Origin of the sequence: Bradyrhizobium sp. 1200_D9_N1_1, assembly GCF_052075915.1 — a bacterium.
In the GTDB taxonomy this organism is placed as follows: domain Bacteria; phylum Pseudomonadota; class Alphaproteobacteria; order Rhizobiales; family Xanthobacteraceae; genus Bradyrhizobium; species Bradyrhizobium diazoefficiens.
Genome location: NZ_CP197226.1, coordinates 3,677,553 through 3,690,071, shown reverse-complemented (window position 1 = coordinate 3,690,071; position 12,519 = coordinate 3,677,553). Strand labels below are relative to the sequence as shown.

Below are 12,519 nucleotides of genomic sequence, written 5' to 3'. Positions count from 1 at the left end.
TCTCCTTTTTAGGCAGTGAGTCCGGGACTGGTCCCGGGTGTCCAAGTCTGTCGTTGCTCTTCGCCGCCAGTTGCGACCGTCAGTCCGGGCTTGCCGATATGCACCACGGGCACGTTGCGCGGATCGTGATCGGGCTTCTCGGCCGCGAATGTCTTGCTGCGCGTCACCAGGAAATCGATGATGTGGTTGCGCAGCGCATAGTACAGAGGATGGCGATGCAGATCGGTGCGGCCGCGATCCTTCGGCAGCGGATTTTCAACGACCTCGGCCAGCACCGCGCCGGGCCCGTTGGTCATCAGGAAGATCTTGTCGGCGAGATAGATCGCCTCGTCCACGTCGTGGGTGATCATGAACGCGGTCTGCCCGGTCTCCAGACAGATGCGCCGCACCTCGTCCTGAAGCGTGCCGCGCGTCAGCGCGTCCAGCGCCGAGAACGGCTCGTCCATCAGCATCATTTTCGGCGTGATCGAGAGCGCACGGGCAATACCGACGCGCTGCTTCATGCCGCCGGAGAGTTCCGAGGGACGCTTGTGCTCCGAACCCGTCAGGCCCACGAGATCGATGAAGGTTTGCGCATGCGCCTTGACCTTCGCCCGATCCCAGCTCCGCCATTTCGAGCTCACGGCATAGGCGACGTTGCCGAGCACGGTGCGCCAGGGCAGCAGCGCGTGGCTCTGGAAGATCACGGCGCGGTCGAGGCTGGTGCCCGAGATCGCCTGCCCGTCCACGATAACCGCACCCTCGCTCGGCGCATCGAGGCCGGCGAGAATGTTGAGCACGGTGGTCTTGCCGCAGCCGGAATGGCCGATCACGCAGCAGAACTCGCCCCGCGGCATCGACAGCCAGAGATTCTCGAACACGGTGGTCGTGGCACCGCCCGCACCCGGATAGCGTTTTGCGATGCCTTCGATGGAGATGAATTTGTCGGTCATCGGCCCCTACTCCGGAAACGTGACCATGCGCGTGAAGCGCGCGAGGATCTGGTCGAGCAGCATGCCGACAATCCCGATCAAGAGGATCGCGATGATGACGTTGGTGATCGAGAGGTTGTTCCACTCGTTCCAGACGAAATAGCCGATGCCGGTGCCGCCGACGAGCATTTCGGCCGCGACGATCACGAGCCAGGCGATGCCGATGGAGATGCGCATGCCGGTCAGGATCGTCGGCGCCGCTGCGGGCAGGATCACCGTGAAGGCGCGCCTGATGGTGCCGACCTCGAGCGTGCGCGCGACGTTGATCCATTCCTTGCGCACGCTGGCAACGCCAAACACGGTATTGAGCAGCATCGGCCAGATCGAGCAGATGAAGATCACGAAGATCGCCGAGATCGAGGAATCCTTGATGGTGTAGAGCGCCAGCGGCATCCAGGCGAGCGGCGAGATCGGCTTCAAGACCTGGATGAAGGGGTCGAGCGCCTTGCTCAGCAACGGCGACATGCCGATCAAAAAGCCGAGTGGAATGGCGACGAGCACGGCGAGCAGATAACCGGTGCCGACCCGCGCGATCGAATAGGCAAGCTGGATGCCGAGCCCCTTGTCGTTGGGCCCGTTGTCGTAGAACGGCCGCTTTAGGTGCTCCCACAGCTTGGCGCCGACATCGAGCGGCCCGGGCATGGCGGATTTGCCCTGCGTCGCAGTCAGGCCCATCAGCTTGGCATATTCCGGACTCATCGTCGCGACCGGCGCGGTCGAGCGCGTGGCGAGATGCCAGATGCCGAGGAACGCGGCCAGCAGCACGATCGAGACGAGGCCGGCGCGGAGGCGGAGGTTGGTGCTCATCGCGCAAGACCTCTCCACGCGTCGTCCCGGCGAAGGCCGGGACCCATACCGCGGAATCTATCGATCGCGTCCGGTAGAAGTACCGAACGACTAGTCTTCGCCAAACTTCTCCCTGGGGTTATGGGTCCCGGCCTTCGCCGGGACGACGAGAGAGCGCCCCTCATCACGACGCCTTCCTGATCTTGAAGCTCGCGAGGTAATCCTCGGGCTTTGCCGGATCGAAAGTCTTGCCCATCACCGCGAACGACTTGTAGGCGGTTGCCGGCGGCGACAGGCCCATCTCGGTCATCAGCTTCTTGGTATCCGTCGCCAGATACACCTGCTCGGCCACCGCCTTGTAGTCGACGTCGCCCTTGATCTGGCCCCAGCGCTTCATCTGCGTCAGCATCCACACCGCAAACGACTGCCAGGGGAACGGATCGAAATCGACGCGCTTGGCGTCGGTCTTCACGCCGCCGAGGCCGTCGGCATAGGTGCCGGTCAGGACCTGCTCCAGCACCGTGACCGGCGCGTTGATGTAGTTGGCGGGCGCGATAGCCTCCGCGATCTGCTTGCGGTTCTCCGCCTTCGACGCATAGGCGGTGGCATCGACGATGGCGCGCGTCAGCGCGGCAAAGCTGTTCGGCGCCGTGGCGATGAATTCGCGGCTGGCGGCAAAGCTGCAGCAGGGATGGCCGTCCCAGATCTCCTTCGAGAGCAGGTGCATGAAGCCGACGCCGTCATAGATCGCGCGCTGGCAAATGTTGTCGGGCGCGAGGAAGCCGTCGATGTTGTCGGCGCGGAGGTTCGCGACCATCTCCGGCGGCGGCACCGAGCGCAGCTGCACGTCGGTATCGGGGTCGAGCCCGTGCTCGGCGAGATAGTAGCGCAGCAGATAATTGTGCATGGAGTAGTCGAAGGGGATCGCGAACTTGAGGCCCTTCCAGTCCTTCGGATCGCGCTTGTCCTTGTGCTTGGTCGCCAGCACGATGCCCTGCCCGTTGATGTTCTCGATCGCGGGGACAGCAAATGGAATCGCATTGGCGCCAAGCCCCAGCGAGATCGCGATCGGCATCGGCGCCAGCATGTGCGCGGCGTCGTATTCCTTGTTGATGGTCTTGTCGCGGATCACGGCCCAGCCGGCGGTCTTGACCACTTCGACGTTGAGGCCGTGCTTGGCATAGAAGCCCATCGGCGCCGCCATGATGATCGGCGTGGCGCAGGTGATCGGAATGAAGCCGACCTTGAGGTCCTTCTTCTCCGGCGTGCCGGCCTGCGCGAAGACCTCGGTCGCGGTCTGAAGCGGGAAGAACTGCGACAGCGCCGCCAGTGCCGTGGACGCACCGACCGATTTCAGGAAGGCGCGCCGCGCCACATCCTGCGGAAACATCGCGCGCATCACGGCGGAGGCGACGACGCCCTCGTAGCGCTTCTCCTCGCTCTCGATCTGCGCGCAGCGCATCGCCGTGGCCTGCTCGTGCTCCGCCGCGGATTGATGCTGGCCACAGGCACAGCCGGCTCGAAGGTTGCGATCGGGATCAAACGGATTGTCGAACGTGGACATCGGACCTCCTGCGCGTCATTGCAGGAGCAATTACGCAAGGAGCATGCCACCACCTTTCGGCCGTCCAGTGCCTTGATGACGCAGCACTTTTGGTCACGCTTTGCTGCTACGAGAATTCGTGATACACGATAATTCGTAGTTCAATTACGAGATTTCGTGATGGCAACGACGCCAATGCTCGTTTCCGATGATACCGCCGAGGCGATCGATCCGCGCGTCGCCGCGTTCGAGTCCTCGGTCGAGGCCACGCTGCTGGTCGACCCCTATGCCGACCAGATCATCGATGCCAATCCGGCCGCCTGCGCCCTGCTCGGCTACGACCGCGCGCTGCTGCGGCAGACCAGGGCGAGCACCCTCCACGCCGGCGAACTTCCGGCCCTGACCGTGTTCACCCAGGCCGTGCTGCACAAGGGCGCCTACTGGACCACGGCGCTCACCCCTCGCCATGCCACCGGACAAAATCTCCGACTGGAATATGCCGGCTGCGTGCTGCCCCATGACGGCCGCACGCTGGTGCAGCTCACCCTGACCGATCTCGACGCGCGCCGGCGCCGCAATGTCGATGCCGCCGCCGAAGACCACATGCGCAGCGGCATCTCGACCTGGCAGCGGGTCGAGCGGGTGTTCCAGGACATCGAGCGCGAGAACCAGCTGATCCTGCGCGCCGCTGGCGAGGGCATCTATGGCGTGAACGCGGAAGGCAAGACCACCTTCGTCAATCCCGCGGCCGAACGCATGCTGGGCTGGACCGCCGAGGAGCTGGTCGGCAAGGAGATCCACCCGATCGTGCACCACACCCATCACGATGGCCGGCACTATCACAACCATGACTGTCCGATCTACGCGGCGTTCCGCGACGGCGCCGTGCATCAGGTCGACGGCGAGGTGTTTTGGCGCAAGGACGGCTCGCCGGCCTGGGTCGAATACACCTCCACCCCGATCCGCGACCGCGGCGTCGTGGTCGGCGCCGTCGTGGTGTTTCGCGACGTCAGCCAGCGCCGCGAGGCCGACGAGAAGCTGCACGCCGCGCTCACCGAGGTCGACCGCCTGCGTGAGCGGCTCGAGCTCGAGAACGCCTATCTCCAGGAAGAAATCCGCATCGAGACCAACCCGCGCGGCATCATCGGCCAGAGCGAGGCGATCCAGAAGACGCTGCGCCAGGTCAAGCTGGTGGCGCCGACCACCGCGGCGGTGATGATCACCGGCGAGTCCGGCACCGGCAAGGAGTTGATCGCCCGCGCCATCCACGAGGATTCCACCCGCAGCGACCGGCCGCTGATCCGCGTCAACTGCGCCGCGATCCCGCGCGAATTGTTCGAGAGCGAGTTCTTCGGCCATGTCCGCGGCGCCTTCACCGGCGCGACGCGCGACCGCATCGGCCGGTTCGAGCTCGCCGACGGCGGCACGCTGTTCCTCGACGAGGTCGGCGAGATCCCGCTCGAATTGCAAGGCAAGCTGCTGCGCGTGTTGCAGGAAGGCAATTTCGAGCGCGTCGGCCAGGAGCGCACCCGCGCGGTCGACGTCCGCGTCATCGCCGCGACCAACCGCGACCTCAAGCAGGAGGTCCAGCGCGGACGTTTTCGCGAGGACCTCTATTTCCGCCTCAACGTGTTTCCGATCGAGACGGTGCCCTTGCGCGAGCGGCGCGAGGACATTCCCCTGCTCGCCCAGCATTTTCTGACGCGCGAGGGCAAGGCGCTGAAATCGAATTTGCGCCTGTCGGAAGGCGATGCGCGGCGGCTCACGCGCTACGACTGGCCCGGCAATGTCCGCGAATTGCAGAACGTGATCGAGCGCGCCGCGATCCTGTCGCAGAACGGCCGCCTGCGCATCGACCTGCCGGATCCATCCGGCGCGCCAGCTCCGACCGGCACCGCGCGCCAGAAGGCCGACGCGCGGCCCGCGGTGATGACGTCAGCGGAGATGCGCGACCACGAGCGCGCCAATATTCTCGCCGCGCTCGAGGCCTGCGCCGGAAAAGTCTTCGGCCCCGGCGGCGCGGCGGAGATGCTTGATATCAAGCCGACCACGCTGGCCTCGCGGATCAAGGCGCTCGGGATCGCGCCCCGTCCGCGGGCCTTCGGTTAGCGACGCTCACGCCGCCTTGATCGTGACCTCGGATGCGATCGGCAGCCCCTGCTCGATCGGCAGCGACGGATCGCGCGACCATTCGTTCCAGGAGCCGAAATACATCCGCACGTCCTTCACGCCGGCGTTCTTCAGCGCCAGGAACGTGTTCGAGGCCCGCGCCCCCTTGAAGCAGTAGAGATAGACCGGCGTGGTCGTCGAGATGCCGACGGTGGCGCATTCCGCCAGGATCTCGTCCTTGGACTTGAAGCGCGGGCCTTCGGCGGTCGGCTTCATCATACGATACCATTCCAGCCACACCGCGCCGGGGATGCGGCCCTTGCGCGGGCAGAAATCCTTTCCATAAGGAGACGAGCTGTCGCCGATCCACTCGTCGACATCGCGCACGTCGAGGATGGCGATGCCGGGCTTGCCGACGGCGCCAAGCATCGTCTTCGCATCGATCAGGATCTCGCCCGCCTCAGGCACGATCGCGAACGACGCCTTCGCCGGCGTCGGCACGTCCTTCGTCACCGGGAAGCCCGCGGCCGACCACGCATCGAAGCCGCCATGCAGCACCTTCACCTTGGGATAGCCGAGCATGGTGAGCAGGTAATAGCCGCGGCAGGACTGGCCGAAGCCCGAGTTCATCGACTGCTCATAGATCACGGCCGTCTCCTTGCCGGAGAGACCGGCGGCGCCGAACGCGTCGGCGAATTTCGTCTTCAGTTCAGTCATGCCCTCAGGCGTCGAGGTCGCGAGGAACGTGAAAATCTCATGCACGTTGACGGCGCCCGGCAGGTGGCCTGCGGCATAGGCATCGGGGTTGCGGGTGTCGATGACGACACACGGCTCTAGCTTCAAGAGATCGGCGAGTTCGACGGCAGTGATCAGAACGTCAGTCATGGCAGCCTCTCCGTTGAGGTTGGGGGTCTTCGGGTGGACTCGCAAAGATCAGGAATCGGCAAGCATCTTGCGCAACTGCTTGGTGGCGGGCGTGACGATCGCGACGAAATAGGCCTCGCGCAGGCGGCGCTGCGCGCGGTGGCTTTTGAGGTAACCGCGCGCGCCACAATGCAGCATCGCCGCATGCGCCGCCGCGACGCTGGCTTCGCCGGCGCGCAGGCGGAGCGCGATCACCTTGCGCCAATAGGTCTCCTCCTCGTTGTAGGGATCGCGCGCCAGCGCCATGGTCTCGGCCTCGAGCTCGGCGGCGAGGTCACCGAAATGCACCGGCTGCTGCGGCAAATAGCGGTTGATGTGCCCGAGGGGACCGCCGACCTCGTCCATGATGTTGATGCAGTCCCGGATGAGGCCGAGCGCCATGCCGGCCTGGAGCAGGATGAAGCCGGCGCGGATCTTCTTGACGAAGGGCGCGGCGGGATCGGCGAGGATCAGTTCGTCCGGCACGAACGCGTCGCGGAACTGCACGCCGTAGGTGCCGGTGCCGTCCATGGCGAGGAACGGCTTGCATGGCGTGAGTGTGATCGCAGGGTCCGAGCAATCGGCCAGAAACATCACAGTCCCGGGCTCGCCACTTGCGATGCCCTGATCGTCCTCGCACTGGAAGATGGTGCCGAAATAATGATCGGGGCCGAGATTGGAGACCCAGGGCAGCGCGCCGCGGACGATGTAGCCGCCCTCGACCTTCCGCCCTTTCAGCTTGAGCTTCTCGATGCCGAAGAAGCTCTTCATCGGATTGGAGAGCCCGGTGCCGCCGAGCACCCGGCCGGTCGAGAAGGCATCGCCGAAGCGCCTCGCGAGCTTCATATTGGTCGAGTTGGCGGCGTACCAGACCAGCGTGTTCTGGCACCAGGCCATGAACGCCGTAGCGCCGCAGACCTCGCCGATCGCCGCCATCGCCTGGATGGCGCAGCGCAAATCCGCGGGACCTTCGTGCGGCATATGACTGCCCCACGCGCCGACCGCGCCGAATTCGCGCAGCACCTCGGCCGGATAGACCGAGCCGTCGTCGATACCGGCGGCGAGCGGCGCGAGCTGCTCGCGCGCGATCCGCGCCACCTCGCCTGCAATGGACGGTGCGGGTTGATCCAAAACGTCGACCCGCGATAAAGCCAGTGAACCCATGATCGCCTCCCGCACCTTGTCCTGTTGCCGTCAGCCTAGATGCCGACCTCGAGATTGACCGGACGGGTGAAGGTGTTGGCGACAGGCGACCATTTCTTCACATGGGCGACCAGCGCGTTGATCTCGTCCTGCGAGATGCCCTCGCACTCCATGTCGACCTTGACGCGCACGTCGGTGAAGCCAACGGGCTTGTCGGAGACATCGCCGGTGCCCCACACGGCCGTGATGTTGAGGTCGCCCTCGAGCTCGAGCTCGAGCTTGTTGACGATCCAGCCGCGATGCACGGCGTTGGCGTGCAGGCCGACCGCAAGGCAGGAGCCGAGCGCGGCGAGCGAGGCTTCCGACGGATTGGGCGCGGTATCGTCACCCAGAAGGCCCGGCGGCTCGTCGACGATGTAGGGCTGCAGATTGCGGATGTAGTTGGCGTGGCGGAATTTTCCTTCCGCGACCGTCTTGCATTTCAAGGTCTTGACGACCTTCGGATTGGCCTTGCCGCTCGCGATCAGTTGCTCGAGGCCATTCTTGTCGATGGGCGCGAGGCAACCCGTCAGCACGGTCTTTTGAACGACGGCAGTCATCAGTTTTCTCCCTGGCAGCCGAGGAAATCGGCAGGATACCGAACGGTCTGTTTCCTTGCATGGAGCGTGCCAGAGGCGGCCAAAAACAAAAGGCGAAGCATTGGAGCCGCTTAGCCGGCGCTGCCTGCGGATTGATCAGCCGCCCCATGCCCAAAGGCGATGCAGATGGGTTGCGCTTTGCGAATCTTTTCAGCGCGGAACAGATGCGGCTTGCTGATGCGGCGTCGCTGCGGGTAAGTTTGGACTCATGGCAAAGACGTCATCGAAGAAGAACTCGCCCCACGCCGGTGCCGGCGAAGACGAATCCGCGCGCGGGCGCCTCTTGAGCGCCGCGACGCATCTGTTCTGCAAGAACGGCATCAACGCCACCGGCATCGACGCGATCATCGAGGAAGCCGGCACGGCCAAGACCACGCTCTATAAATTGTTCGGCTCCAAGACCAACCTCGTCAACGCGGTGCTGGAGAGCGAAGGCAAGCAGTGGCGCGAATGGTTCATCGGCGCCATGGAGCAAGGCGGCGGCGACGCGCAGGCAAAACTCACGCGCATCTTCCCCGCGCTGAAGAGCTGGTTCGCCGAGGAACGCTTCTACGGCTGCCCCTTCATCAACGCCGTCGGCGAGCACGACAAGGACGCAAAACAATTCCGCAACATCGCGCTGAAGCACAAGAAGATCGTGCTCGGCCACATCGAGAAGCTCGCCGGCGAGCTCGGCTCGAGCGAGCCGGCAGTGCTCGCGCACCAGCTCGGCCTCATCATCGACGGCGCGATCGTCGCAGCGATGATCTCGCGCGACCCGGGCGTGGCGGATACGGCCGCGCTCACGGCCGGCCCCCTGCTCGGCCAGTCCAGAACGAAGAAGAAGCGCGCCGCGGATCAGTTAGAGGCGGTGTAAGCCTCGCCATGATCCCGTAGGGTGCGCAAAAGGCGCAAAGCGCTGCGCCCACCAGATCTTCTCGACCTTGTTGATCGAGATGGTGGGCACGCTTCGCTTTGCCCACCCTACAATGTCCGTTTCATAAATCCCCGGATCGCCGCCAGCACCGGCTGCTGATCGCCGGCAAAGAACCAGTGATCGTTGCCGTCGAGCTCGACGAACTCCGCGCCGCTGATCCGGCTCGCGATGTCGCGGCCGGCCGCGATCCGCACCGCCCGGTCGCCCCGCCGGTGCAACACGAGCGTCGGCACGGCGATCTGCGCCAGGAGATGCCGCACGTCGGCGTCGCGAAACGCCTCCAGCACCGCGGAGATGCCGCCGGGACTCGAGGCCGCGCGCAGCAGCCCCGCCCACCAGGCGCGCGCCTGGGCATCACGAGCCAGGCTCGGCGCAAAAGTTTCGATCCCGACCGGACCGCCCCATTGCGCGACGAGCTGCTGGCGCCAGGCGTCATACTGGCTGGCGCGCAGCGCATGCGGATAGTCCTGCGACCAGCAGCCCTTGGCCAGGGCGCCGAACAGGATGAGCCCGGCCACGAGGCGCGGCTCATCGACCGCAAATTTGATGCAGGCCGGCCCGCACTCGGATGCGCCGAACAGCACGACGCGGCGCGCATTCGCCGCGCGCAGGACAGTGCCGATATCCTCCGCGGTGACGTCGATGCCAGGGGCCGATCCGACCCGGTCGGACAGCCCGATGCCGCGACGATCGAACACGATCAGCCGCCCGAGCTTCATCAACGACGCCAGAAACGTCCGGCTCGCGGGATGCTCCCAGGCGCGCTCCACATGCGACACGAAGCCGGGCATGACCAGGATATCGAGCGGGCCGCTGCCATAGGTCTGATACGCCAGATGCACGCCGGCGCCCTTCACATAGCGTGTCGTCGGAACGGCAAGCGCTGCCGCCGCGGGACTCATCAGCGCCTCGGTCTCGGCTTCCGGCGCAACCCCGAGCTCGCCGCGCAGCCGCTGCGTCAGTGCCGCGTGGTGCCGCTCGGCCGCGCTTCGGTCGCTGGCCAGCAGCAAGCTGCGGATCAGATGGCGGCCATAGACTTCGCTGAGCGGATCGAGCTCGACCAGGCGTCCCGCGTGCACTGTGGCGGCAAAATGCTCGCCCGCGGCGTTCTTGTCCTGCACCAGCCGCTCCAGCGCGTTCATGAGCCGCCCCCGCAGCGCCTCCCGGCGGAAGAACGCCCAATCGTCGAATTCGGGACAGTCGTCCAGCGCGAAGCCGGCGAGGAAGTCACTCCGGTAGATCCGGCAGGCCTGCTCAAAGTCGCCGCGGTCGCAGGCGCTCTCGAACAGATGCGTATCGACTTTCAGCGCGATCGCGGGTGACCATCGCACGCTGGCGCGATCAGTCTCGAAAACCGGCTGGCCGAGCGTCTGCTCGATGCGGTGAAGCAGCCGCCGCAATCGCGCACGTCCGGTCTCGCCGGGGCTCTCGGGCCACAACAGCGTGGCCACGACGTCCCGCGCCACAGCACCCTTGGCCTCCGCGACATAGACCAGCAGCGCAAGACCCTTGCGTAAGGCCAGCTTGATCGGGCGGTCGTCGGCATGGACCTCGGGGAAGCCAAATGTTCTCAGCGAGAAGGCCGTCATGGAAATCCTCCCTCCCCGGCCGGGGGACGCTCAGGGGACGGTCCAGCGATATCAGTCGGGTCAGATCGAGCCCGCTCGCCGGTGAGCGATTGAGGCTCCTGCATGCGGCACTGCCGCCGTCCGCACAATAGGAAAAAACATGTTCGCGCGCCTCGCAATCCTGCTCTACGCCATCGTGAGCTATGCCGTATTCACGGTCTCATTTCTCTACGCCCTCGGTTTCGTCGGCAATTATGTCGTGCCGAAGTCGATTGACGTCGGCAGCCCCACGAACTTGGGCGAGGCCATCCTCGTCAACCTGCTGCTGATGAGCCTGTTTGCTATCCAGCACAGCGTCATGGCGCGCCCGGCCTTCAAACGATGGTGGGCCAAATTCCTTCCCCTGGCCTGCCAGCGCAGCACCTACGTGCTGCTCTCCAGCCTGATCCTCCTGCTGCTGTTCTGGCAGTGGCGTCCGATCCCGACGCCGGTCTGGCAAACGAGCGGAATAGCGGCCTGGTTGCTGATCGGCGTGCATTGGCTCGGCTGGCTGATCGCGTTTGCCTCGACCCACATGATCGACCATTTCGATCTGTTCGGTCTGCGTCAGGCTTTCGTCGCGTTCCGCGGGACCGAGATATCAGGTCAATCCTTCAGGACGCCGCTGCTCTACAAGATCGTGCGGCATCCGCTCATGCTCGGCTTCCTGCTCGCGTTCTGGGCGACGCCCGCGATGACCGCCGGCCACTTGCTGTTCGCGCTCGCGAACACGGCCTACATCCTGGTCGCGTTGCAGTTCGAGGAGCGGGATCTGATCGCCGAGTTCGGCGCGACCTACCAGGACTATCGCCGCCGCGTTCCCATGCTGGTGCCGCGCCTTTTCGCCCGCCGCCGGACGGACGATCGGAAATCGCCTCGTCCCGTTGGAGCACCCCGATGAAAGCGGTTCTGTGCAGCTCGTTCACCGGCCCTGCGGACTTGCGCCTCAGCGAGATCGACGAGCCGAGGCCCGCCGGCGACGAGATTCTCATCGACGTCCACGCGGCGTCCGTGAGCTTCATGGACCAGTTAATGGTCTCGGGCCTTTACCAGATGCGGCCGCCGACCCCCTTCGTGCCCGGCACGGAAGCATCCGGCATCGTCGTCGCGGTCGGCGACAAGGTCACGGCATTCGCCCCGGGCGATCGGGTGGCGTGCAGCAGCTGGACCGGCGGCTACGCCGAACGGATGACCGCGAAGGAATCGAAGAGCGTGCGTCTGCCCGATGGCGTCGCGTTCGAAGCGGCAGCGACGGTGCTGCACAATTACGGCACGGCCTATTATGCGCTGGTCGAGCGCGCACGGGCGCAAGCCGGCGAAACCGTGTTCATCACCGGCGCTGCCGGCGGCGTTGGACTAGCCGCCGTGGACCTCGGCCGCCATTTCGGCCTACGCGTCGTCGCCGGTGTCGGCTCCGATGACAAGGCCGCCCTGGTGCGCGGTTACGGCGCCAGCGAAATCGTCAACTATCGCGGCGAAGACCTGCGCGACCGGATCAAGTCGATCACATCGGGACAAGGCATCGACGTCGGCTTCGACAATATCGGCGGCGCGGTCTTCGAGCAGATGGCGCGGCTGATGAAATGGGGCGGACGGCTGCTGCCGATCGGCTTCGCCAGCGGCGAGATTCCACAGGTCCCGATGAACCTGCCGCTCCTGAAAAACTATTCCATCATCGGCGTCTTCGTCGGCGCCTGGGCGGAGAGGTTTTCCGCGGAGGCCGCGCGCATGAACGTCACGCTGATGCAATTGCTGGCCGACGGACGAATCCGCCCGCATATCGACCGTGTCCTCCCTTTGGAGGAGGCCGGGGACGCCATGCGCGCCGTGGCCAATCGCACGGTTCAGGGACGAATTGTCCTCAAGATCAGGTAGAGTGTGCCGACGAGGAAGAGAGAACAAG

General features: G+C 65.2%; 11 protein-coding genes. 4 read left to right on the top strand and 7 right to left on the bottom strand.

Annotated elements, in window-relative coordinates; translation table 11 throughout:
* Nucleotides 1-8 precede the first annotated feature (8 nt).
* The 3 genes from AB5K84_RS17585 to AB5K84_RS17575 all read right to left on the bottom strand — a co-directional run bounded on the left by AB5K84_RS17585 (nucleotide 9) and on the right by AB5K84_RS17575 (nucleotide 3,321).
* Nucleotides 9-932 (bottom strand): ABC transporter ATP-binding protein, encoded by a 924-nt coding sequence (locus AB5K84_RS17585; protein WP_011088476.1) that lies wholly within the window; start codon nucleotides 930-932, stop codon nucleotides 9-11.
* Between the two features lie 6 nt (nucleotides 933-938).
* Complete coding sequence (gene ntrB / locus AB5K84_RS17580) at nucleotides 939-1,778, bottom strand: nitrate ABC transporter permease (RefSeq protein ID WP_028173363.1); 840 nt, start codon at nucleotides 1,776-1,778, stop codon at nucleotides 939-941.
* A 163-nt stretch (nucleotides 1,779-1,941) separates the two neighbouring features.
* Entirely contained in the window at nucleotides 1,942-3,321 is a 1,380-nt protein-coding gene (locus tag AB5K84_RS17575; RefSeq protein WP_110116536.1) for a CmpA/NrtA family ABC transporter substrate-binding protein, read from the bottom strand.
* Between the two features lie 159 nt (nucleotides 3,322-3,480).
* On the opposite strand from AB5K84_RS17575, the gene AB5K84_RS17570 reads away from it, so the two are divergent.
* Nucleotides 3,481-5,409, top strand: a complete 1,929-nt coding sequence (locus tag AB5K84_RS17570; protein WP_162603629.1) for a sigma 54-interacting transcriptional regulator — start codon at nucleotides 3,481-3,483, stop codon at nucleotides 5,407-5,409.
* 6 nt (nucleotides 5,410-5,415) lie between these two features.
* Here AB5K84_RS17570 and AB5K84_RS17565 read toward each other — a convergent pair whose 3' ends face one another.
* From AB5K84_RS17565 to AB5K84_RS17555, 3 genes are read right to left on the bottom strand one after another with little or no spacing between them, the layout of a single operon-like run.
* Nucleotides 5,416-6,294: a sulfurtransferase gene (locus AB5K84_RS17565; protein WP_110116538.1), complete on the bottom strand. Its 879-nt coding sequence runs from the start codon at nucleotides 6,292-6,294 to the stop codon at nucleotides 5,416-5,418.
* Nucleotides 6,295-6,342: 48 nt separating this feature from the next.
* Entirely contained in the window at nucleotides 6,343-7,476 is a 1,134-nt protein-coding gene (locus tag AB5K84_RS17560; protein ID WP_162603630.1) for an acyl-CoA dehydrogenase family protein, read from the bottom strand.
* A 35-nt stretch (nucleotides 7,477-7,511) separates the two neighbouring features.
* Complete coding sequence (locus tag AB5K84_RS17555) at nucleotides 7,512-8,054, bottom strand: OsmC family protein (protein ID WP_011088482.1); 543 nt, start codon at nucleotides 8,052-8,054, stop codon at nucleotides 7,512-7,514.
* A gap of 247 nt (nucleotides 8,055-8,301) precedes the next feature.
* Between AB5K84_RS17555 and AB5K84_RS17550 the strand changes: the two genes are divergently transcribed.
* On the top strand, nucleotides 8,302-8,949 hold the full coding sequence (locus AB5K84_RS17550; protein ID WP_028173358.1) for a TetR/AcrR family transcriptional regulator: 648 nt from the start codon (nucleotides 8,302-8,304) through the stop codon (nucleotides 8,947-8,949).
* A 107-nt stretch (nucleotides 8,950-9,056) separates the two neighbouring features.
* Here AB5K84_RS17550 and AB5K84_RS17545 read toward each other — a convergent pair whose 3' ends face one another.
* Nucleotides 9,057-10,598, bottom strand: coding sequence for an alpha/beta hydrolase (locus AB5K84_RS17545; protein WP_110116540.1), 1,542 nt, complete (start codon nucleotides 10,596-10,598; stop codon nucleotides 9,057-9,059).
* A 139-nt stretch (nucleotides 10,599-10,737) separates the two neighbouring features.
* Between AB5K84_RS17545 and mddA the strand changes: the two genes are divergently transcribed.
* Together mddA and AB5K84_RS17535 are read left to right on the top strand one after the other, a co-directional pair.
* Nucleotides 10,738-11,517 (top strand): methanethiol S-methyltransferase, encoded by a 780-nt coding sequence (gene mddA / locus AB5K84_RS17540; protein WP_110116541.1) that lies wholly within the window; start codon nucleotides 10,738-10,740, stop codon nucleotides 11,515-11,517.
* A complete protein-coding gene (locus AB5K84_RS17535) occupies nucleotides 11,514-12,491 on the top strand; it encodes an NADPH:quinone oxidoreductase family protein (RefSeq protein ID WP_110116542.1) in 978 nt (325 codons plus the stop codon). Before mddA ends, AB5K84_RS17535 begins: the two co-directional genes overlap by 4 nt.
* Nucleotides 12,492-12,519: the final 28 nt, after the last annotated feature.

Excerpts from the sequence above, each read along its gene's own strand:
- mddA (WP_110116541.1), top strand. The coding sequence starts at position 10,738 with ATGTTCGCGCGCCTCGCAATCCTGCTCTACGCCATCGTGAGCTATGCC.
- AB5K84_RS17550 (WP_028173358.1), top strand. The coding sequence starts at position 8,302 with ATGGCAAAGACGTCATCGAAGAAGAACTCGCCCCACGCCGGTGCCGGC.
- AB5K84_RS17565 (WP_110116538.1), bottom strand. The coding sequence starts at position 6,294 with ATGACTGACGTTCTGATCACTGCCGTCGAACTCGCCGATCTCTTGAAG.
- AB5K84_RS17575 (WP_110116536.1), bottom strand. The coding sequence starts at position 3,321 with ATGTCCACGTTCGACAATCCGTTTGATCCCGATCGCAACCTTCGAGCC.
- AB5K84_RS17560 (WP_162603630.1), bottom strand. The coding sequence starts at position 7,476 with ATGGGTTCACTGGCTTTATCGCGGGTCGACGTTTTGGATCAACCCGCA.
- AB5K84_RS17545 (WP_110116540.1), bottom strand. The coding sequence starts at position 10,598 with ATGACGGCCTTCTCGCTGAGAACATTTGGCTTCCCCGAGGTCCATGCC.
- AB5K84_RS17535 (WP_110116542.1), top strand. The coding sequence starts at position 11,514 with ATGAAAGCGGTTCTGTGCAGCTCGTTCACCGGCCCTGCGGACTTGCGC.
- AB5K84_RS17585 (WP_011088476.1), bottom strand. The coding sequence starts at position 932 with ATGACCGACAAATTCATCTCCATCGAAGGCATCGCAAAACGCTATCCG.
- ntrB (WP_028173363.1), bottom strand. The coding sequence starts at position 1,778 with ATGAGCACCAACCTCCGCCTCCGCGCCGGCCTCGTCTCGATCGTGCTG.
- AB5K84_RS17555 (WP_011088482.1), bottom strand. The coding sequence starts at position 8,054 with ATGACTGCCGTCGTTCAAAAGACCGTGCTGACGGGTTGCCTCGCGCCC.
- AB5K84_RS17570 (WP_162603629.1), top strand. The coding sequence starts at position 3,481 with ATGGCAACGACGCCAATGCTCGTTTCCGATGATACCGCCGAGGCGATC.